Raw genomic sequence first — 21,976 nt, 5'->3', positions numbered from 1 at the left:
TAACTTACCGATGTATACTAACTTTATGGGTATTTAATATGCCTTAAAATTTAAAGCTAGTATGTTCAAAATGAGATGTCGTGTGTGTGGCAGTACACACACGAAAAAGAATGGTGTTCGTAAAGGATTACAACTGTATAAATGTCAGGATTGCGGTTATCAGTTTCGCTCTGGTTCCCAAGTGAGCAATGATGAATTGTGGACGGCCTATCAACAACAGAAGCAGACGATTAAAGAACTATCGGTGCGTTTCAAGATAAGTGTCTCGACAGTCAAGCGCAGGTTACATAATATCAAGTGTGAGTGGGTGCAACCTCCATTAAAGGGAAGCGGGTTTGTCCATCTGGACGTAACCTATTGGGGCCGAAATTTCGACCTATAGCTCATTTTGCAGGCTGAAAAGCTCTCTGCATTCGATATTTACTTATGTTTCACCCATTCAATATACCTTCAGCACTAAATTGATGGTTTAAATTGCTCAATAGCTCATTTTGCAGGCTTAGACATTGCTAACTTACCGATGTATACTAACTTTATGGGTATTTAATATGCCTTAAAATTTAAAGCTAGTATGTTCAAAATGAGATGTCGTGTGTGTGGCAGTACACACACGAAAAAGAATGGTGTTCGTAAAGGATTACAACTGTATAAATGTCAGGATTGCGGTTATCAGTTTCGCTCTGGTTCCCAAGTGAGCAATGATGAATTGTGGACGGCCTATCAACAACAGAAGCAGACGATTAAAGAACTATCGGTGCGTTTCAAGATAAGTGTCTCGACAGTCAAGCGCAGGTTACATAATATCAAGTGTGAGTGGGTGCAACCTCCATTAAAGGGAAGCGGGTTTGTCCATCTGGACGTAACCTATTGGGGCCGAAATTTCGGAGTGCTACTTGCATTGGACACGGAGAATGGAAAGCCTCTCTATTTGTCCTTTGTAAAAAGCGAGACCGTGAAGGACTATGAAGATGCGGTCGCCAGTATTGAAAAGCGTGGGTATGTCATACGCGGTCTGATCATTGACGGAAAAAAGAGTCTCTTCAAGTCTTTCTCTAAATACCATGTACAGATGTGTCAGTTTCACATGAAGCAGATTGTCAGAAGGTATCTTACTCTGAATCCAAGAATGCTGGCCAGCCGAGATTTAAAGACACTTGTGGACAAGCTGCACCGAATCTATGAGGCTGATTTCAGGAGCGAATATCAAGCATGGAAGGAGAAGTGGAAAGACACGATAGCTCGTCGAAGCCTGCACAAGGACGGTAGGCTACATTATGTGCACCAGCGGTTGAGAGCAGCTATGAACAGCCTTGATTTCTACTTACCTTATCTCTTTACCTGCCAGCGGGAGGACTGCCAGGGGATGTCCAATACCAACAACAAGATTGAAGGAACATTCACTGACCTAAAGAAGAACTTGAACAATCATAGCGGGCTTACGCAAGAGAACCGAAAAAGGTTCATTAATGGGTTTTTCTTGGCATTAATAGAAACTCTAAGTATGAAAAAGCAGGGACCACATACATAGCGGCTCCTGCTCATACTTGTCGTTTTATACAATCCTATTCCTCATGGAGTTGCTCCCCAGCAGAGCCCCACTATGCTTCAGACTGCATTCCAAAGGTATATAAACTCCTTGAATTTTCTGAATAAAACTAGCCTGCAATTTGAGCTATTGAACATCTAATACAAAAAAATAGCCTGCAATTTGAGCCATACGCCCAATTTTAATAGGAGCTCTAAAACTTAAATTCGAATATTTTATAAAAGTATTTTAAGGCTATTAGAAACGTATTAGAATAGATACGGTTCTCTCTGCAAGCACGCGCATCTTCTTTCAGTAATAGCTTATGACTACTTACTCCACTTGTGCTCGCACCACCCATACGCATTGTTACCATATCTTTCTGAATATATTTATAACTTATGCGATGTTTCTTAAACAGACGTACCATCATTTCAAAGTCTGCCCCAATTTTATAGTCAAGACTATAGTTTCCTGCTTGTTCGTAAACAGAACGCCGAACATAGAAAGAAGGGTGAGCAGGCATAAAGCCAAATCTTAACAATGTTGGACGGAATATTTTAGAAGAATAGTATCGGGCAACTTTGTGCGGTTGTCCATCGCGTATAAAATGAATATCGCCATAAACGGCATCTACCTTACTTGTTCTAAAGGCATTTGCATAGGTAGACAACACATCGTTGCTTGTGTAATAGTCATCAGAATTAAGAATACCAACAATATCGCCTGTAGCCATTCTTATACCCTTATTCATAGCATCGTATATTCCATGGTCGTTCTCAGATATCCAACGAAGTCTTCCACCAAATCTCGAAGCGTTGGCTTTCACAATATCTAAAGTTGCATCAGACGAACCTCCATCTATTACCAAATACTCTATATCAGAATAATCTTGACTTAATACAGAGTTTATAGTATCGGCAATAGTTGCTTCGCTATTATATGTAGCTGTTATGATTGAAATCTTCATTCTTATAGTTTACTGTTTTCCAGTTATTGTTCTTATAACGCACAAGCTTAAAAAATATTTTAATGTTTTACCATTAATTTTATATTATAGACAATAAAAGACGGAAAAACGTGTTATGTAATTAAACCTGTAAAGAGTTTTTATAGTAACATGAGCATATACATCTATATAATAGTTAGCCTTATTGCTTTTAGCTTAAGCATTGTGTGCGGTTTTTTCTTTATTCCTCGCATCTTGAACTTCTGTAAGAACAGGAACTTATATGATATTCCTGATTCGCGAAAAGTGCACAAACAAGCTATTCCACGATTAGGTGGAGTTTCGTTTCTACCCAGTATGCTTGCTGCTACTATTGTTGCGCTGCTTGTATGGTCGTTTGCTTATAACGGAAAAAAAATAGAAATTAGTCCGTGGACCATTTATTTTGCAGTGGGTTTAGCCGTTATCTATGTTACAGGACTCATTGATGATATATTTGGTGTTAAAGCTAAAAAGAAGTTTATTGTACAAATCTTTGTGTCATCTCTACTTCCAATATCGTGGCTCTTCATAAACAACTTGTATGGCTTTATGGGCATACACAGCATTTCTTTTTGGGTGGGAGCACCGCTAACTGTATTTATATTGGTATTTATTATGAATGCCACTAACCTGATTGATGGAATCGATGGACTTTCTGCTAGTTTATCGTTTATAGCATTGGGGGGGTTCTTTTATTGTTTTCTCGTAGAAGGAATGTGGATTTACTGCATATTGATAGCTGGCTTAATGGGTGTCTTGGTACCTTTTCTTTATTATAATATCTTTGGAAAGTTAGAAAAGAATAGGAAAATATTTATGGGCGACTCAGGTTCACTCACGTTAGGCTATATACTTGGTGTATTGCTCGTAAAGTTCTGCATGGTTAATCCAAACGTTATGGCTTACCGAAAAGGTTCTATTCTTTTCTCAATAACCTTGCTCATTATACCAATATTCGATGTTTGTCGTGTAATTATTGTTAGAATAATGCACGGACATGGTATATTTCACCCAGACAAAAACCACATTCACCACAAGTTTATGCGAACAGGACTTACGCAACACCAGGCATTAATAGCTATCTTAGCGCTTGCCATTGCATTTATTATTCTGAATACGGTAATGTTCTGTTGGATAAGTCCTACTATCATTATTTTGATAGACATTACACTTTTTGTTCTGCTCAATGTATTCGTGCTGAACCCTATTATTAAACGCAACAACAAACAGCCTTTTCAAGAAGATTAGTTAAACTCTGACTAAGCTTTTATTAAAATCGCTTGAAGTGCAACGTTACATTGTTGCTTACAAGTGCCATTGTATTTTCTGACTGCTGAATGGTAAATGTTATAGCCAAAGTGTCGATGCCATAGAAACTTAAAAGAGAAGGTGTAGTAAGTAGTTCATCGCCATTCTCACGGTCGTAGCGGTAAGGTTCTTTCAGTTCTAAGGTGTTACCATTCTTTGTAAAATGATACAATATTCTACTGTGATTGCCTGCTTTATCTTCTAGCAATAACAGATTTCCTTGAAACGACCAATATACTTTTTGATCTTTCAGTTCTACGCTTGCCGCACCTTTTTCTATATAAACACAATGCCACATTCCTGCCAAATCGCCTGCTGCCTTACTGTCGCTCTCTAGAGTACAAGCCGAAAAGCAAAGCATAACTATGAACGACCACAAGGTTAGTTTTATGTTTTTTATTTTCATATATTTAGAAATTAAATACTCCTGTCTTAGTTATAGTTAGCTGGAAACCATAATTAATACCACCAAGAATAGAGCCAAAATCCATTCCGTATGCTGCTTTTATATCTATTCCGTTTAGCCACGTTGCAGAAATACTATGCGCTTTATAGCCTACTTCTGCTAAAATGCTAACATTGTGGCGTTCTCTAGAATAAGGTTCCGTATAGGTTCCTAAACCTTTTTGTAAAGAGGCTAGCATTCGCCAATTAACATACTCGGTTGGAGCACCTGCCAGCCCAAGATGGTATGCTACAAATCTATTATCGGTAAACTCTATTTTTCCATTGTTATTATAGATGGGCGAACGATAGAGTGGATTTCCCATAGTCTGCCCCCAATGCTGATAGCCTGGATAAATGTAATGGTTGTAATAGTCGTCGTTTCCACCAATATGGTCGGCAATGGTTTGTGTATGGTCGTGATAGATTGGTCCACTTTGATACTTTGAATAAATGTACTCTAACACTATGGTATTCAACCAACTGTCTGCACGGCGATGATATTCGAATCCTAACAACCAGTCTTTCATTCCGTATGTAAGATAGCGACGTTTCTTTTTTTGCTGCCATTCATTGCCAGTACCGTAGCCATCGTAGTCGAGGAAGAACATTCCAGAGTGGTCTTCAAAGAATTTATCGGCATAAAGAGAATAGCTATTCATTTCGCCTTCGTATTTTAAGCGTGCTACCCACGACCCCAATTGGTCGCCTTCTGCATTCTGATAAGTGGTTTCGCCAATATCTGCCCCTCCTGGCAGAAAGGCTTTCCAAAAAGCTTTCAATCCTGTTTCGCCCTTTAAAGTCTCCATTCCACCACCTGCAATAGGACGATAGGCAGTGCCACCAAACAGTGAAGCCATCTCTAAACCAACCTCTAACGACCAAGGACAGAACACCTCATCGTTGCCTAATTTAAGATAGCCTGCTTTAGAATGATAGAGCACATTGTCGGCATATTTATTCTGCCGATTGGTAAAGTTGTGTTGCCAATTATCGTCGGTCATTTTCCCATAGGCAATATGTCCCTTCAAGTGCAACCAACCATTAGCAAAAGGTAGCGTCCAATAGTCTGCCAATGCTATACGAACTTGTGGGACGGGGCGCGCATTAATGCCTAAGGTTTGCGAACCAGAGCTTAAACTATTGTTCTTTAATTGCATTGGCTGTTGCTTTGCCCCAATGGTAAGTGTACCGTGCAGCCAACGCCCTTCTATGTATGCTTGCTGAACTACAAAATTGCTGGTGTAATTTAAAGGGACTGCTACATCAACTCCATAGCCTATCCCCCATTTGTGTCCATCGTCTACAGACAAAGGTCGATAAACAGCAGTACGAATATAACCATTTGTTTTCTCAAGCGAACTAAGTCCGTATTTATTAGCATTTAGCCACAGAGGCGTTTTAGTATTAGAGAAGCTACCTTGCATCTCTACTTTATAGTTGATATCGTTAAGGATTCCTACTCTGGTTGTATCTTTCACCGTTGGTGGCACATATTGGGCAAACGATGTTGCACACATTAGAACTCCAAAAAGTGTCGATTGTATTCGTTTCATCATTATAGATGGGCTTTGCAACGCCATAATTTAAATATTTAAGATAAGAATGGTAATCACCATTTCATTTTTAAGTATAGGTGCAAATTTACATAAAAAAAATAGTCCGAACAAAAAGTTCACAAAGAGATTGGCTGCACAATAAGGTAGAATCTACAATATGCGAATTGTTCTGACAAAATACAAGATATTTAGTTCGATTGAATGCATTGTATAGGTATGATAAAGGCCCTGTAGAATATAGATGGAGAAATTATTAATAGTGTTTACTTTTTTACTCACAAACCAAATAGAACACCTCAGAAATTTAGAAAAACTGTCAGTTTTTTGCTACTCTCATCTCAGATATCTGTAACGCTCGTCTTAGATATCTGTAACGCTCGTCTTAGATATCTATCGCATTCGTCTCAGATATCTATCAGTTGCAAATTAGATATCACAAAAAAAAACAACTGTTATAGGCTTATATCGTAATATCTGAAAGAGAATTATTCTGATGAGAATTATGATTTTTTTATTATATCAATAGAATTAGAAATTATCTTGTGTGTAAACTTTCTTTCTTATATCGCCCTATTCATTATTGTAAATGTATAACTTTTTATTTGCTCTTCTTTCTTTAAAGCGCAAATCGGCAAATATTGAATACGGAGAAAGCTATGATAAATGAATTATAAGTATTGTATTCTAAAGGGGCAATAAAATGGTTTTACTCTATCTCCCAAATACTTTCTATATTCAAGATAAACCGTGTTGGTTGCCATTCTACAAAAGAGAATATATAGAGGAGAGTATTATTGAACAGATAATATGTACTTAAACCTTTGGACGTTTTATACGAATCGATAACAATATTATCTGACTTTAAGTTTTCCGAAGCAACCACTGTGTTAAAGTCGTTTATGCTTATTCTATCTTTCAACTTCCATAACGGATTGTTGCATATATCAAGTAACCTTATTTCCTTACCACCAACCACGAATGTTTTATCCCAACAATCGTTGTCGTAACCATCAAAAAGGTTCTGCTTTATTTGTTTTACTAATTTTATCATATTCTTATATATGTAGTTTACTTTAAGAGTATTGCTTGTTTGTTAAGTCTTTGTTCTCTTTAAAAAGTACCATCTAATCTGTTTGTACTAAATACTCCAATAATGCTTCTTAAATATTATGTGCAACACTATGAGCTGTATCGCTATGGTTTTATTGTTTTACAATGTGGAATTATTGATAAGTGCAAAGGTAGAAGAAAAAATCTATATGCAATAACAATGATGAGGAAGAAACAAGATATAAGTAATTTTATAAGATAGGAAAAGATAGTAAACTCAACATTAACCCACAATGCTTGATATTGGCAATACAAGTTCGTTTAGATCCATCATTGCATTGATGAGCGATATAGATTGAAACGAACTTAGGTTGGTTATACACACTTCTTGTTCTATCAACCGTCCTGCATCGATCAATTGGGCACGTCGGGTACCGTTAAGTAAAGGCGTTGAAGGTGTTACCCATTGTGTTCCATCGAAAAGAGCAATATTGGTATAAGACGTATCGGTTATGTGGTTTTGTTTCACAATAATTATCTCGTCTGCTCCATCTGCTTGCGATTTAAGTTGGCTAAGAACACAACGATTGGTATTTTTATATGTGTACTCTATGTCGTCGTTTATTACTAACCTAAGTGTTTCCACCTTTTTTATATTATAAGGTGTACAAGAAAGGTTGTATATATTGTAGCCATCGTATTCAAAACGTAGCTTTGCCCTTTCTGTTTGTGTGGCTGCAATGGCTAAAAGTCTGTTTACGGGGATTGACGCTTGCACATTCCAAAAATGTTTTCGTGTGCGCATTATTCGTGCTAAATGGTAGTCGAGATTTATTATTCTGCCCTGCTCCACACACATTGTCTCAATAAATTGGCACATATACCTTTTCTATTATCTCGTTATACTCATCGTTGTTGTTGCTCTGTGCTGTAATTCCTCCCCCTGCTTTGTAGAAAAGTTGCTTTCCATCGGTATCAATAAAACGTATCATTACAGCACTATCAAGGTTTCCATACGCCCAATGTCCCATTATCCCCGTGTAGAAACCACGCTCGTAGTGTTCGGCTTCTGCAATTATACGAGTAGTTATGGGTTTTGGTGCACCTGTAATTGAACCAGCAGGCAGCAGGTTAAAAAGCATTTCGCCTATGTTCGTACGATAATATGGGAGAAGCTGTCCCACTATTTCGGAACTAGTTTGCAGGATATCGCCTTTATTCGTGGTTAGCTTGTCGATGTATCGATACTTCTCTACGCTTACTTTGTTGGCAACAATGCTTAAATCGTTTCGTATCAAGTCTACAATAGTTGCATGTTCTGCAGCTTCCTTCGCATTGTTCATTAACACATTGGCTGCATTGGGCACACTAGCAGCAATAGTACCTTTCATTGGAAACGAATGAATGGTTTCACCTTCAATGCGGACGAATATTTCTGGAGAAAAGCATACGAACTTATCTTTAATCCAACAACGGTATTTGGCAGTGGAACGCAGGAATATATCTCGCATCGTAAGATTTGTTTGGACAGGAATTTTGCAAGTTAAGTTTGCCAAATAGCAATTCCCATTACGTTGGTTAGCCTTCACGTATTCAATACTGCGTTGATACTTCGCTCTATTAGGTGCTTTTAAATGCCATTCAACAGGCTTATTATTTATAATTTCGTTGTTTGGAACATTGTTTATCATAGGAAAAGCATAAAGCATTTCAGAAGCATCAATGTGTTCAATCTCCTCTATATATGCTTGTTGCATATTGTAGCTAATGACAAAAACAAATGGTTTGTCAGCGTTTGCAAGGTCGTTAATGCGTTGCTGTGCTTCTCGCTGATTGTAGATCTTCATTCTTTTACAGTATCGTTTACAATTAAAACATTAATATTACAATGCAAAAATACAATAATTTAGTAAGACAAACAACCTTCAAGTCGGTTTTTGCGTGTTATGCAAGGCAATTATATATACCTATTTACAGGTTAATAAAAACAAACATTATCAATAACACTAACAAGAAACAAAAAAGATTGGACCGTATTGGCCCAATCTTTATAATCTATAGAATTGCAAATTACTTTATTCGGTTATGTTTGGTGCTTCCAAACCAAGACCCTTCTTCTTGTCTACAGCCTTTAGGATAATACCTATAATCAATGCGGCAACACCAAGACCGGCTAACATAAGCAACGGATTGGTATAATCGTATTTAGTAGGGTCGGTTTCTCCAACATTAGAATTGTCGAGTACTTTGCCAATTAGCAATGGGAACAACCATAAACCAATGTTCTGAATCCAGAATATAAGTGCGTATGCAGAACCTATAATCTTTGGATCGACAAGTTTAGGAACACTTGGCCACAACGAAGCAGGAACAAGTGAGAAAGAGGCTCCGAGTACAAGAATTGTTAAATAAGCAACTATTACACCACCAATAGCATGCCCTTTAAACATTGGAAGGATAAATGCAAATGTAAGGTGGCAGCTAATGAGTAATAAAGCACCCAAGATTAGCATAGTAGCAGCCTTACCTTTATGGTCTACATAGCTACCAAGAATAGGTGTGATACCTACTGCCAACAATGGGAAAACTGCAAAGATAGATTCTGCAGACTGACGCATATAACCCATATAGCAATAAGCAATTAAGAAAACAACCGATAGAGAAAGAATAGAGAACTTAACTTTCTTATTCTTCATAAAGTTGAACATAAATGCAGTAATAGCTACTACCAACATAATACCATACTGTATAATGGTTACCTCTGTTGAAGCCCAGAAAGATTCCTTGTCAACGGGAGTAAAGGTAAGATTACACTGCAACATATTTACAGCATACTTTTGGAATGGGAAGATTGCAGAATAATAAAGTACACAAAGTAAAGATACCAACCAGAAACCCATACTTCCAAGTATCTGACCAAGATCGCTAATCTTAAATGGTTCTTCTTGTTCTTCCGCTTCACCTGTTTGAGAGTCAAGTTTCTTATCCATAAAGAAATAAGCAACAAACATCATTACAGCAATACAAATAAGAACAACACCAAAAGCTACTGAACGAGATACATCAACATTACCACCTAATTTTGCAAAGAAAGGAGAGAATATCATACAAGTAGCAACGCCTAAACGAGCAAATGCCATTTCAGAACCCATTGCAAGTGCCATTTCTTTTCCTTTAAACCATTTCACAATACCGCGTGAAACCATAATACCTGCCATCTCAGTTCCACAACCGAAGAGCATAAAACCAATAGCTGCTAACTTTGCAGATGCAGGCATTCCTTCGTAGAAAGGAGAAACGCCTAATTGTTCAAACAAAGGAATATGATTTAGATTCTGATTAAACCAGACTTCGAGTTGGCTTCCCATAAAGCTTTCGCTGATAGCATAATACTTAATACATGCACCTGTAAGCATAACAGCACCAGAAAGAAGAGCCGTAAAACGAACACCCATCTTGTCGAGAATGATACCTGCGAAGATAAGGAAGAATACAAATACATTTAAGAATGTTTCTGAACTCTGCATTGTTCCGAATGCTGTTGAGTCCCAACCTCTTTGAGTAAGCATCAAGTCTTTGATTGGAGACAAAATGTCTACGAAGATGTAGGAACAGAACATTGCCAACGATAAGAGTAAAAGAGCTGTCCAACGTGCAGCAGCAGAGTCTCTAAGAGTTTTTTTAATTTGTTCTGTCATAATATATAATTGTTTTTCTTATTATTGATAAAAGTTTCTTTTGTATTTATTTCTTCAACCAACGGTCGAGCCAGTTAAAGAATGTACGTTGCCATAATACACTGTTTTGTGGCTTCAATACCCAATGGTTCTCATCAGGGAAGAGTAATAACTCGGCAGGAATACCACGTAAGCGAGCTGCATTAAATGCTCCCATTCCTTGTGTTGCATTAATACGATAATCTTTTTCTCCATGAATGCAAAGAATAGGAGTATCCCACTTATCTACATCAAGATGTGGACTATTTTCGTATGTACGAGTTGCAGCTGCTGTGCGATCCTTATTCCAATATGCATCATCGTATTCCCAATTGCTAAACCAAGCTTCTTCAGTATCGGTATACATACTTTCGAGGTTGAATGCTCCATCGTGCGAAATGAATGCTTTGAAACGTTTGTTATGGTGTCCTGCCAAATAATAAACAGAGAAACCTCCGAATGATGCACCAACAGCACCTAACCTATCTTTATCTACAAATGGAAGATTATTTGCAGCATCGTCTATTGCCGATAAATAATCTTTCATACATTGACCTGTCCAATCGCCACTAATCTCTTCATTCCATTCGCTACCAAAACCTGGCAACCCTCTACGATTTGGTGCAACTACAACATAACCATTTGCAGCCATTATTTGGAAATTCCAACGATAGCTCCAGAATTGTGATACTGGACTTTGTGGTCCACCTTCACAGAAAAGAAGAGCAGGATATTTTTTATTAGGATCGAAATGAGGAGGAGTAATAATCCATACCAACATATCTTTTCCATCAGTAGTTTTTACCCAACGAGATTTAACATCACCAAGTGCAAGTTGGTCATAAATATGTTTATTTTCAAAACTCAACTGTACTTGTTCGCTTTGTTTATCTTTATTTGCTGGTATAATGGCAAATATTTCGTTTGCACTTTTTATACTTTGCCGCAATCCTAATAATTTCTTACCACTATTGCCTAAGAGTGCAATTGAAACATAGTTATGATCGCCATCTGTTAATTGTTTAACTTCGCCCTTCAAATTAGTTTGATATGCATTTACTGTTGCATGCCAAACACCTATAAAATAAAGTTCTTTTGAATTTGGAGCCCAAACATAATCATCTACATTAGAATCGAACTTTTCTGTTACATAAGTCTTTTTCCCCGTACTAAAGTCGTAAACACAAAGACGATTACGATCGCTTTCATACCCATCGTTCTTCATACTTTGCCATGCAATATACTTTCCATCAGGAGAGAACTTAGGATTTACATCGTAACCTACATTGAAATCGCCATTTTGATGATTCACCTTTTGATTACGAAGCGACTTTGTCATATTTGTTTCTGGCTCAACATAATCAGCAGGTTTACATAAATTCACTGTTTTCTTTGTGTCTATATTGTAAAGGTATATGTCTGCATCGGTTGATACTGCATATTTCACACCTTCTTTCTTTCTACAAGTATAGGCTATCTGTTTTGAATCTTTACTCCAATCGAATTGTTCTATTCCACCAAATGGTGCAAGTGGACTTTCGTAAGGTTCACCTTCTATAATATCCACATCGTTCTTACTAATACCATTGGCAGTAACTTCTGCAACAAACGGGTGTGCTATAGTTTCTACATAATGATCCCAATGGCGATAGTTCATATCTGTTATAAGACGACCTGAAGCTTTTGGAAGGTCGGAAGGATTTTTCTTAATTGTACCATAATAAGGTATACTCTTTATAAGTAGAACCTTCTTTCCATCTGGCGAGAAGCGGAATCCTTCTATTTCTATATCTGAAGATGAAAGCTTTTTACGATTAGTTCCATCAGAATTCATAGACCAAATTTGTCCATCAAGAAGAAAAGCAATGGTATGGTTATCTAACCATACAGGACTTCCTTCGCTCTTTGCAGATGTTGTTAGCTGACGTACATTCTGTCCATCGGAATCCATTACACAGATTACTTGGTGTCCTCTATTTTCTTTTACACTATAGTAACCCACTTGGTAAACAATTTTATTACCATCAGGAGAAGCTTGTGCACTCCCTATTCGTCCCATAGCCCACAATGTTTCGGGAGTCATAACATCTTTACTAAGTGTTATGTTATGCTTTCCGATGTTGGTTGCTTCTTGAGCATTTACAATTCCACCATTCATAACAAGTGCAGCTGTAATAGCAATTGAAACATTTTTGTTCATAATTTTAGTTATTTATTTTTATTTAGGTTCTGCCTTTTGCGCTCTAATTCTGCCTGTTGTTTTTGTTGCATCTCCTGAATAGCCTGCATACGTGCAGCTAATCCGCTTTTTTTCTTTGGATTTTTCTTATTTTCCTCACGTCGAGCTTCCAATATTGATAGTAACTTCTCGTCATTCGTTGTTTTACGCAATGTCCACATTATAGCAGCTGAGAAGAACAACGATACAAAATAGTAGAAATTCAAACCTGAAGAATAGTCATTAAACATAAAGAAGAAGAATACAGGCATTAAAAACATCATATACTGCATTACTTTCATCTGGTCGGCTTGTTGTCCAACCATTTGGTCTTTCTGTTGTTGCATTGTAAACCATGTATAAAGAATATTAGCAGAACAGAAAAGAATACAGGTTAATGAAAGATGGTCTCCAATTAACCACAGATTGTGATTCCACGAAATAATAGGATCGTATGTACTTAAATCGTTTATCCATAAGAAACTTTCACCTCGTAACTGTATTGCATTTGGAACAAAATTGAACATCGCAATCCAAATAGGCATCTGAATAAGCATAGGCAAGCAACCTGACAATGGACTAACGCCATATTCAGAATACATTTGCATCATTGCTTGCTGTTTCTTCATCTGGTCTTCTGGTTTATTGTACTGCTTTGTTGCCTCGTCAAGTTTTGGTTTTAGTACGCGCATTTTAGCAGAACTCATATAACTCTTCTTTACCATTGGATAAGTAATAAACTTCAAAAGCAATGTAATGAGAATTAATACCACACCCATTGGGAAGAATTTGCTTAACCAGTCAAACACATAGATTGTAAACCAACGATTAATAATACGGAATAAAGGCCAACCAAGGTTTACCAATTGTTGCATTTCAAGATCTTTTCCAAAATGACTTTCTTTATCGATACTTTGCAATAAACGGAAATCATTTGGTCCGAAGTAAAATTCAAAGTCTGAAGCTTTTACGCCAGTTGGATCGAATATGGTGCTTAAATTTGCTTGATATGATTTCAGATAGTGTGTTTCTTTTGCTAAAGGTGTACTTTTTAAATTGGCACCTGTAGTGAAACCATCTTTAGAAATGATTACTGCAGAGAAGAATTGATTTTTAAATGCAACCCAATCGATCATTTCTTCTGCTTTTTTATCATCGTCTTGTGCTTCACTTAGATGTTCTACGCCACCACCAGTTTTTTTATAAGTAACTGTTGCATAACGATTTTCAAAAGAATGTCCAAGTTCTTGTTGCTTGCATTTATCTTGCCAATCTACAATTAATTGATTTTTCCCAGGATTAAACAAACCATTCATTCCTGTTGCCTTTACATCTAAACGCAACATATAATTTTTGGTTAGTTTATAATCTAAGGTCAGTGTTTTACCATTTCCAGCAGTAGCTGTTAATGTTAGTGTAGAGTCGGTTAAATTTGATGGGGTGAAATAAAGATTTTGTGTTTCAATATTTTGGTTCTTAGTAGCCAAAATGAAATTTAAATTCTGATCTGCCTCATCGAAAAGGGTAACATAATTTTTATCTGTTTTGCGATCTTTACTTGCAACATTATGTCCTTTGTATCCCTTTATAATAGCTTTTCTTACTACTCCACCTTTTGTATTAAATGTGAGTGCTATTTTTGAGTTTTGCAACACAATATCTTTTGCAACACCTTTTGTTGCTGTATAGAATAAAGATGTTGTATCTGTATTAGCTGTGTTTGTTTTATTTGCCGCTTTAGAAGCTTCTTGCTTTTGCTCTGCTATTTTTTGAGCTTTTGCAATAGAATCTTTTACAAACTCAACACGTTCCTGAGCAATTTCTTCATCTGAAGGAGTTTGCCACCATGCAAAACCAAAAAGTACCAGGGCCATAAGCACAAACCCTGTGATAGTATTTTTATCCATTTCTTATTTTTTCTTATTTTCTATTGCCGTCTTAATAAAATCGAGGAAAAGTGGATGTGGTTTTAGTACGGTTGATTGATATTCTGGGTGGAATTGTGTACCAATAAACCATTTTAAAGATGGTATTTCTACTATCTCCACAAGATCACTTTCTGGATTGCGTCCAACACACATCATTCCATTTTCTTCAAATTCTTTCTCAAAATCGTTATTGAATTCGTATCTATGGCGGTGTCGTTCACTAATACATGCTTGTTTATAAATATTAAATACACGAGAATTTTGTCGTAATACGCACTCATAAGCACCAAGGCGCATTGTACCTCCCATATTGGTAATATTCTTTTGTTCTTCCATAATGTCGATAACATTATGTTCGGTTTTCTCGTCCATTTCGCGCGAATTAGCATCTTTATATCCTAAAACGTTGCGTGCAAACTCTATTACCATCATTTGCATTCCTAAACATATACCAAAAGTTGGTATATTATTCGTTCTGGTATATTTTATAGCCACTAATTTTCCCTCGATACCTCGTTGTCCAAATCCTGGACATACAACTACTCCATCAAGATTTTTCAATTTTTCGGCTACATTTGCTTCTGTTAGATGTTCTGAATTTACAAAATGCAGAATAGTTTTATGGTCGTTGTAAGTTCCTGCTTGTAAAAGTCCTTCACGAATACTTTTATAAGCATCTTGTAAATCGTATTTTCCAACAAGTCCAATGTGCACTTCTTTTGTTGCACTACGCAATTTATCAAGGAAGTTTTTCCATGGTCCTAATGTTGGAGCTGGTTTTACTTCTTCTCCACATTTACGCAATATTGCTGCATCAAGACCTTGTGCCTGCATATTTACTGGAACTTCGTATATGCTTGGCATATTTTCGCTTTGCACAACACAGTCTAAATCTACATTACAGAAAGCTGCTACCTTCTTTCGGATATCGTTATCAAGATGTCTGTCTGTGCGTAAAACCAAAATATCGGGCTGAATACCTACACTTTGTAGTTCTTTTACACTGTGCTGTGTTGGTTTTGTTTTCAATTCGCCGGCAGCACTAAGATAAGGAACGTATGTAAGATGCAAATTTATGGCACGTTTTCCTAATTCCCACTTCATTTGTCTGATAGCCTCTAGAAAAGGAGCTGATTCTATATCGCCTATTGTTCCACCAATCTCTGTAATAACAAAGTCGTAATGGTATTTTTGACCTAACTGTTTGATATTCCGCTTTATTTCATCGGTAATATGAGGTACTACTTGAATTGTTTTTCCAAGATAATCTCCATGTCTTTCTTTATCAATGACGCTTTTATAAATGCGTCCTGTCGTCATAGAATTGGCTCTTGTAGTTTGAATTCCTGTAAATCTCTCATAATGTCCTAAATCAAGATCGGTTTCCATACCATCAACTGTAACATAGCATTCACCATGTTCATAGGGATTTAATGTTCCTGGATCTATATTAATATAAGGATCGAACTTTTGGATAGTAATATTGTAACCTCTTGCTTGAAGAAGTTTTCCAATAGACGACGAGATTATTCCCTTTCCAAGTGAGGAAACTACACCGCCTGTTACGAAAATGTACTTTGTCTCAGTCACGATTATTTTTTTTATTTATTGTTCCTGTGTGGAAGGAACCAATTTTCAACTTGCAAAGATAGTAAAAAACTAATGAACTTCCACTTAATATACTGTTTTTTATAATAGAAACTAAAATATTCTATAAAAACAGAAGAATAACAGTGAAGAACTTTTATTGCGCCTGATAAAACTTTTCTTCGCCAATTTATTTCATCGCAGGAAAATAAGTGGCATATTATTCTAACATTATTTGTTATTTTGTGCCCCGTTATATAGCACGTATAACAAAAAAGAAGGTCTAAAGAAATATCTAATATAACAGAAGAAATGAATAGTAAAATCTGGAAAATTCAAAAGACTGAAGACTATTCAGAATTTATAATAAGAAAATAAAAATTTTTAATTATAAAATTAAAAATTATAATTAGAAATCACCTGCTTTTTAATAAAAAAATAAGATTCCAATTTTTCTAACATTTATATTACATTTGATATAAACATTGTAGCATATTATTTTTCAATAACTGGTATAAAGTAAATCGGTTATTGAAAAAGTGTTTCGTCACTATTCCAATAACCGATTTAAGTTGAATTATTAGGGAGATAGGTCATTATTACAATGCACTATCGAATCCGTCATAATTATTACAATTTAAGCAAGTTTTAATCTGCAGAAAAATTAATATCTTTTTACGAATTGTATAAGACAGGTATGAGAAAACGTCCCACCTATTTCTTTTTATTGCAGATATCTATACCGTTACTTTAAAATTTAAAAACTGTCGTCTGTTATATCTTCTGCTTGTATATCAAGGTCTTCGGGGTCTGTTTCAAATGTAGTTCTATAACTTTCTTCTATGAATTTATCATCGTCAAAATCTTCATCATCGGTTTCATCATCAGAATCCTTTGGAAAATCATCATCGTCTACATCATCAAAATCAGTTTCTTCCTCCTCTGAAATGTGCGTTTTCATTTTATCGAGTTCAATATCGCTATCATCTACAGTGTTTGCTACATCTTTCACAAAAATAGCTTCTGTCCAACCACCTTTATTTATCTCGAGAACTTCGTATCCATCTGAGATTTTCTTTTCATACAATCCGCCTTTTTGTTTCAATCGGGTAGTTGGTAAAGTTGTTGTTGTAACTTCAAAGGCACTCAAAATAATATCTTGCACATTTTTTGATAAACTATCCCAACCACCACCGAAATTTCTTTCGAGAACTTCTATAAGTTTTCTTGCAGAAATATGATGAATATTGTCTTTAGTGAGGTCAGATATCCGATTTATTGGTTTTTTCTTTATTGCCCATTTTGCGACAACTCCATCGTCTAACCTTACTTGTCCAACTTTATAACCGCGTTCTTCATACTTATCTACTATTTCTTTCTTATCTACTCTAATTTCTTCAATAGTAAAAGCACTTTTAATAATATCTAGATAATGGTTTTCATTATCTTTTAGGTCAGCATCACGTTCTGCTTGAGCCCACAATCGGAATACATCATTCTCTTGAATATTCCAAACTGTAGATTTTGTTAAATTCTTCAATGAAAGTGATTTTTCTTGTTGCTTCATATCTTCTTTTTATTAACAATACCTTATAGATAGCGGTGCAAAAGTAAATACTAAAAACTAAATTTGCAAGAAAATTTTAGTAAAAATATACCTGTTACGAAAAATCAACCAAAGTGGTTGCTAAAATAAAATAGAATTCTTATCTTTGCATACAGCTATAATATAACGAACAGAATGGAGCCATTAGCAGAAAGAATGCGCCCACACACACTTGACGAATATGTTGGACAAAGTCATTTAGTGGGTAAAAATGCTGTTTTGAGGAATATGATTGACTCAGGACATATTCCATCATTCATTTTATGGGGTCCACCTGGTGTAGGAAAAACCACATTAGCACAAATTATAGCTAATAAACTTGAAACTCCTTTTTATACTTTATCGGCTATTGCAAGTGGTGTAAAAGATGTACGTAATGTAATAGAGAGAGCTAAGAATGGAAGATTTTTTAATTCGCCCTCACCTATTTTGTTTATTGATGAAATTCATCGTTTTTCTAAGTCTCAACAAGACTCATTGCTTGGAGCTGTCGAAAAAGGAATAGTAACGTTGATAGGCGCAACAACCGAAAATCCATCGTTCGAGGTTATAAAACCATTATTATCTAGGTGTCAAGTTTATGTTCTTAAAAGCCTAAATAAAGAAGAATTGCTTAAATTGCTTACGAATGCAATTACACAAGATATCTATCTCAAAGAAAAGAACATTAAACTTAAAGAGACCGATGCCTTATTACGATATAGTGGTGGTGATGCTAGAAAACTATTAAATATCTTCGAACTTACAATTGATGCTTCAAAACAAGACGACGAAATAGTTATTACCAATGAGCTTGTTATAGAATGTTTACAACAAACACCCCTTGCATACGATAAAAATGGAGATATGCACTATAATATTATTTCGGCATTTATAAAATCTATTCGTGGAAGTGACCCAGATGCCACACTTTATTGGATGGCTAGAATGATAGAAGGAGGGGAAGATCCACAATTTATTGCTCGAAGATTAATTATTAGTGCAGCTGAAGATATAGGATTAGCAAATCCAAATGCCTTACTTTTAGCAAATGCGGCTTTCGATAGTGTAATGAAAATTGGTTGGCCTGAAGCTAGAATTACTTTAGCCGAAGTAGCAGTTTACCTAGCCGTATCACCAAAAAGTAATTCAACTTACCAAGGAATTGGTGCAGCATTAGCAGAAGTTCGCAACAGTGGAAACCAACCTGTTCCGCTTCATTTATGTAATGCACCTACAGAATTAATGGCATCATTGGGATATCATGATGGATATAAGAACCCACATGAATATCAAGGACACTTTACAGAACAACAATATTTGCCAGATACACTTACAAATAAACGTTTTTGGAATCCACAACATTCACCACAAGAAGAAAAATACTATCAGTGGATGTTACAATGTTGGGGAGATAAATATAAAAAATAAAAGAAAATGAAAATAGTAGATTTAGATGGTTATGCAGCTAACCCTGGAGATATCTCATGGGACGGTGTAAAAGAATTAGGAGAATTTACCTTTTACGATTATTCTGAAGATAATCAAATTATAGAAAGGGCAAAAGATGCAGAGATTGTTCTTGTCAATAAAATAAATATGACAAGAGAAATTATAGAACAGTTGCCCAAATTAAAATATATTGGAGAATTAGCTACTGGTTACAACAATATAGACCTACAAGCAGCCAAAGAACATGGTGTTATTGTTACTAACATTCCAGCATATAGCACAGATAGTGTTGCACAGTTTGTTTTTGCTCACCTATTAAATGTTGCAACTCACGCAGATCATTATGCTTGTCAAACACGTAAAGGAGTTTGGAGTAGTAAGAAAACTTTCTGTTATTGGGACGAACCTCTCTTTGAACTTGCAGGAAAAACATTAGGTATAATCGGATTAGGCAATATCGGAACAAAGGTTGCATGGATAGGACACATGTTAGGAATGGATATTTCGGCATATACAAGTAAAAATAGTAGTAATTTACCAGAATGGATTCGCAAGACAACTTTGGAAGGACTTTATCATACTGCCGATATCATCACACTTCATTGTCCATTAACAAAAGAAAATACACACATGATTAATAAAGAAGCATTAGCACAAATGCTACCAGGTACAATTTTAATTAATACCGGACGTGGTGCATTGATAGATGAATTAGCTGTAGCTAATGCATTAGAAGAGGGACATTTAAAGGCTTATTGTGCCGATGTTATGGAACAAGAACCTCCACGTAAAGATAATCCATTAATAAAACAGCCAAATGCTTATATTACACCACATATTGCATGGGCTACTATTGAAGCACGTCAGCGACTAATGAATATTTGTGTTGAAAATATAAAAACATTTATAGCAGGTAATCCGCAAAATGTTGTAAACAAATAAATATCAAATTAAAATATCAACACAACACAAAAAATAAACTATGACATTCAACGATCCACAATTCGCAGATGCTCTTTTAGAACTTATTGAAGGATTGGGGACATTAGCTTTCGCAATTTCAGGAATAAGGCATGCTGCAGAAAAACATTTCGACTGGTTTGGAGGATATGTATGCGGATTTGCTGTTGCAATAGGTGGTGGAACTATTCGTGATACAATATTAGGCGTGAAACCTTTCTGGACAACAGATATCCGTTATTTGTTTGTTACTGCTATTGCCTTATTTCTTGCTATAATATTAAGAAAACGTATGAAGAAACTAAACAACGCATGGTTCGTTTTCGATACATTAGGTTTAGCTTTCTTCACAATTGCAGGAATGCAGAAAACTTTAACTTTAGGATTTCCCTTTTGGGTTGCTATTGTTATGGGGTGTATTACGGGAGTTGCAGGTGGTGTTATACGAGATGTTCTATTAAACAATGAACCCGTTATTCTGCAAAAAGAAATTTATGCAATTGCAAGTGTTGCAGGAGGGGTGCTCTATTGGATACTATTAGTATTAAATTTTAGCATTACCTTTACAGTCATCACTACATTTATCTTAATCGTTCTAATTCGTTTTGTAGCTGTATATTATCATATTCAATTGCCCATATTACGAGATGAAGATTAATTTTTATATAGAAAAAATATAAAAAAAATTTGGCAGTAATAATAAAAAGTCGTACCTTTGCACTCGCAATTAAGGAACAATATAATTGCTCTAATATATGCAATTAAAAAAAATGGTTCCGTAGCTCAACTGAATAGAGCATCTGACTACGGATCAGAAGGTTGTGGGTTTGAATCCCGCCGGAATCACAAAAGAGTTTAGATATTTTTTATCTGAACTCTTTTTTTATGCCCCTGTAGAAAATAAGGTAGAGTGTTTTGTCAATAGAAAATAAGGGCTCAGTAGGAAAAAGGTGGGGAAATTTCTTTATTTGATATATTTTTCTTTCCTTTGCATTATGGAAGAAAAATATCTATATCAGTTAGCCGAATTCATTTTACCGAGTTTGCAGTTTCTGCTTTAAGTATTGAAAAATCAGGTTTATAAAAAATATCATTATGGATACAAAAGAAATTAAAAAACAAATAATTGAACTTGAGAGAAAAATAAATGTAAAATTCCCTGATCTTTATGTCGATTTTTTGTCTAAGATAAATGATGGTGACACTTTTGAAATAAAGAATACTGGAATATGTATGTATTCATATTCTGATTTAGAAGAAAGAAATGAGACTTACCAAGTTTATGAATTTGAACCTAAATACTTTATGATTGGACAAGATGGCGATTTAGCTTTCTTTATTTTTAGAAACAATCCTAACAATAACTCAATATACTCAAATGATCTTGGCGCATTAGGATCTGTAGATATGAAAAAAGAGGCAGATAACATCTTTGATTTTATAAAGTTATTTGAATGACTATATATTAATGGTAGAATGAAAAATAATCTTAGCGTAAAACTCACATTACCAAACAAATTTGGAATTTAATTAGCATTATAAAATAAAAAGGATAAAGGCTATTGAATAAGAAATTAAAAAAGAGGGTGTGTCAAAATGTACACATCCTCTTTTTATGCACAAAGCCCCGACTTTCTCAAGCCAGGGCTTTGC

At 35.6% G+C, this 21,976-nt stretch carries 17 protein-coding genes, 1 tRNA gene and 1 pseudogene; 8 read left to right on the top strand and 11 right to left on the bottom strand.

Annotation, left to right across the window (positions count from 1 at the left end; genetic code table 11):
• Positions 1 to 61 precede the first annotated feature (61 nt).
• Both DX009_RS04330 and DX009_RS04320 read left to right on the top strand, forming a co-directional pair.
• Positions 62 to 373 (top strand): annotated as a pseudogene (locus DX009_RS04330) (transposase); the annotation flags it as partial.
• Positions 374 to 571: 198 nt separating this feature from the next.
• A complete protein-coding gene (locus tag DX009_RS04320; protein ID WP_115083133.1) occupies positions 572 to 1,528 on the top strand; it encodes an IS256 family transposase, variant Zn-binding type in 957 nt (318 codons plus the stop codon).
• A gap of 211 nt (positions 1,529 to 1,739) precedes the next feature.
• Here DX009_RS04320 and DX009_RS04315 read toward each other — a convergent pair whose 3' ends face one another.
• A complete protein-coding gene (locus tag DX009_RS04315; RefSeq protein WP_006045177.1) occupies positions 1,740 to 2,495 on the bottom strand; it encodes a glycosyltransferase family 2 protein in 756 nt (251 codons plus the stop codon).
• Positions 2,496 to 2,645: 150 nt separating this feature from the next.
• On the opposite strand from DX009_RS04315, the gene DX009_RS04310 reads away from it, so the two are divergent.
• A complete protein-coding gene (locus DX009_RS04310) occupies positions 2,646 to 3,764 on the top strand; it encodes an MraY family glycosyltransferase (RefSeq protein WP_115083132.1) in 1,119 nt (372 codons plus the stop codon).
• Between the two features lie 22 nt (positions 3,765 to 3,786).
• Here DX009_RS04310 and DX009_RS04305 read toward each other — a convergent pair whose 3' ends face one another.
• The 10 genes from DX009_RS04305 to DX009_RS04260 form a co-directional block, all read right to left on the bottom strand.
• Complete coding sequence (locus DX009_RS04305; protein ID WP_115083131.1) at positions 3,787 to 4,230, bottom strand: lipocalin-like domain-containing protein; 444 nt, start codon at positions 4,228 to 4,230, stop codon at positions 3,787 to 3,789.
• A 4-nt stretch (positions 4,231 to 4,234) separates the two neighbouring features.
• Positions 4,235 to 5,824: a capsule assembly Wzi family protein gene (locus DX009_RS04300; RefSeq protein WP_410525572.1), complete on the bottom strand. Its 1,590-nt coding sequence runs from the start codon at positions 5,822 to 5,824 to the stop codon at positions 4,235 to 4,237.
• 709 nt (positions 5,825 to 6,533) lie between these two features.
• Positions 6,534 to 6,878, bottom strand: coding sequence for a hypothetical protein (locus tag DX009_RS04295; protein ID WP_115083129.1), 345 nt, complete (start codon positions 6,876 to 6,878; stop codon positions 6,534 to 6,536).
• 282 nt (positions 6,879 to 7,160) lie between these two features.
• A complete protein-coding gene (locus tag DX009_RS04290; RefSeq protein ID WP_115083128.1) occupies positions 7,161 to 7,757 on the bottom strand; it encodes an aminotransferase class IV in 597 nt (198 codons plus the stop codon).
• Complete coding sequence (locus DX009_RS04285; RefSeq protein WP_115083127.1) at positions 7,741 to 8,724, bottom strand: aminodeoxychorismate synthase component I; 984 nt, start codon at positions 8,722 to 8,724, stop codon at positions 7,741 to 7,743. Before DX009_RS04285 ends, DX009_RS04290 begins: the two co-directional genes overlap by 17 nt.
• A gap of 228 nt (positions 8,725 to 8,952) precedes the next feature.
• Complete coding sequence (locus DX009_RS04280; RefSeq protein WP_115083126.1) at positions 8,953 to 10,575, bottom strand: MFS transporter; 1,623 nt, start codon at positions 10,573 to 10,575, stop codon at positions 8,953 to 8,955.
• 46 nt (positions 10,576 to 10,621) lie between these two features.
• Complete coding sequence (locus DX009_RS04275; RefSeq protein WP_115083125.1) at positions 10,622 to 12,793, bottom strand: S9 family peptidase; 2,172 nt, start codon at positions 12,791 to 12,793, stop codon at positions 10,622 to 10,624.
• A gap of 8 nt (positions 12,794 to 12,801) precedes the next feature.
• Positions 12,802 to 14,718, bottom strand: a complete 1,917-nt coding sequence (gene yidC / locus DX009_RS04270) for a membrane protein insertase YidC (protein ID WP_115083124.1) — start codon at positions 14,716 to 14,718, stop codon at positions 12,802 to 12,804.
• Positions 14,719 to 14,721: 3 nt separating this feature from the next.
• Positions 14,722 to 16,329: a CTP synthase gene (locus DX009_RS04265; RefSeq protein WP_115083123.1), complete on the bottom strand. Its 1,608-nt coding sequence runs from the start codon at positions 16,327 to 16,329 to the stop codon at positions 14,722 to 14,724.
• A 754-nt stretch (positions 16,330 to 17,083) separates the two neighbouring features.
• Positions 17,084 to 17,893: a hypothetical protein gene (locus DX009_RS04260; RefSeq protein ID WP_115083122.1), complete on the bottom strand. Its 810-nt coding sequence runs from the start codon at positions 17,891 to 17,893 to the stop codon at positions 17,084 to 17,086.
• A 174-nt stretch (positions 17,894 to 18,067) separates the two neighbouring features.
• Here DX009_RS04260 and DX009_RS04255 point away from each other — a divergent pair, with 174 nt between their 5' ends.
• The 5 genes from DX009_RS04255 (at position 18,068) to DX009_RS04235 (ending at position 21,781) form a co-directional block, all read left to right on the top strand.
• Positions 18,068 to 19,342, top strand: coding sequence for a replication-associated recombination protein A (locus DX009_RS04255; RefSeq protein ID WP_115083121.1), 1,275 nt, complete (start codon positions 18,068 to 18,070; stop codon positions 19,340 to 19,342).
• A gap of 6 nt (positions 19,343 to 19,348) precedes the next feature.
• Positions 19,349 to 20,305: a D-2-hydroxyacid dehydrogenase gene (locus tag DX009_RS04250; RefSeq protein ID WP_006045191.1), complete on the top strand. Its 957-nt coding sequence runs from the start codon at positions 19,349 to 19,351 to the stop codon at positions 20,303 to 20,305.
• Between the two features lie 40 nt (positions 20,306 to 20,345).
• Positions 20,346 to 20,981, top strand: coding sequence for a trimeric intracellular cation channel family protein (locus DX009_RS04245; RefSeq protein ID WP_006045192.1), 636 nt, complete (start codon positions 20,346 to 20,348; stop codon positions 20,979 to 20,981).
• A gap of 114 nt (positions 20,982 to 21,095) precedes the next feature.
• Positions 21,096 to 21,169 (top strand) — tRNA-Arg (locus tag DX009_RS04240).
• A 249-nt stretch (positions 21,170 to 21,418) separates the two neighbouring features.
• Entirely contained in the window at positions 21,419 to 21,781 is a 363-nt protein-coding gene (locus tag DX009_RS04235; protein ID WP_112316973.1) for an SMI1/KNR4 family protein, read from the top strand.
• Positions 21,782 to 21,976: the final 195 nt, after the last annotated feature.

The sequence above is a fragment of the Prevotella pallens genome (assembly GCF_900454935.1).
In the GTDB taxonomy this organism is placed as follows: Bacteria; Bacteroidota; Bacteroidia; order Bacteroidales; family Bacteroidaceae; genus Prevotella; species Prevotella pallens.
This window is presented reverse-complemented; position numbering and strand designations above follow the sequence as displayed.

Bases quoted from the DNA above. Each gene is read 5' to 3' on its own strand.
- DX009_RS04305 (WP_115083131.1), bottom strand. From the start codon at position 4,230: ATGAAAATAAAAAACATAAAACTAACCTTGTGGTCGTTCATAGTTATG.
- DX009_RS04320 (WP_115083133.1), top strand. From the start codon at position 572: ATGTTCAAAATGAGATGTCGTGTGTGTGGCAGTACACACACGAAAAAG.
- DX009_RS04275 (WP_115083125.1), bottom strand. From the start codon at position 12,793: ATGAACAAAAATGTTTCAATTGCTATTACAGCTGCACTTGTTATGAAT.
- DX009_RS04245 (WP_006045192.1), top strand. From the start codon at position 20,346: ATGACATTCAACGATCCACAATTCGCAGATGCTCTTTTAGAACTTATT.
- DX009_RS04290 (WP_115083128.1), bottom strand. From the start codon at position 7,757: ATGTGCCAATTTATTGAGACAATGTGTGTGGAGCAGGGCAGAATAATA.
- DX009_RS04285 (WP_115083127.1), bottom strand. From the start codon at position 8,724: ATGAAGATCTACAATCAGCGAGAAGCACAGCAACGCATTAACGACCTT.
- DX009_RS04250 (WP_006045191.1), top strand. From the start codon at position 19,349: ATGAAAATAGTAGATTTAGATGGTTATGCAGCTAACCCTGGAGATATC.
- DX009_RS04315 (WP_006045177.1), bottom strand. From the start codon at position 2,495: ATGAAGATTTCAATCATAACAGCTACATATAATAGCGAAGCAACTATT.
- DX009_RS04235 (WP_112316973.1), top strand. From the start codon at position 21,419: ATGGATACAAAAGAAATTAAAAAACAAATAATTGAACTTGAGAGAAAA.
- DX009_RS04300 (WP_410525572.1), bottom strand. From the start codon at position 5,824: ATGAAACGAATACAATCGACACTTTTTGGAGTTCTAATGTGTGCAACA.
- DX009_RS04310 (WP_115083132.1), top strand. From the start codon at position 2,646: ATGAGCATATACATCTATATAATAGTTAGCCTTATTGCTTTTAGCTTA.
- yidC (WP_115083124.1), bottom strand. From the start codon at position 14,718: ATGGATAAAAATACTATCACAGGGTTTGTGCTTATGGCCCTGGTACTT.
- DX009_RS04295 (WP_115083129.1), bottom strand. From the start codon at position 6,878: ATGATAAAATTAGTAAAACAAATAAAGCAGAACCTTTTTGATGGTTAC.
- DX009_RS04255 (WP_115083121.1), top strand. From the start codon at position 18,068: ATGGAGCCATTAGCAGAAAGAATGCGCCCACACACACTTGACGAATAT.
- DX009_RS04280 (WP_115083126.1), bottom strand. From the start codon at position 10,575: ATGACAGAACAAATTAAAAAAACTCTTAGAGACTCTGCTGCTGCACGT.
- DX009_RS04260 (WP_115083122.1), bottom strand. From the start codon at position 17,893: ATGAAGCAACAAGAAAAATCACTTTCATTGAAGAATTTAACAAAATCT.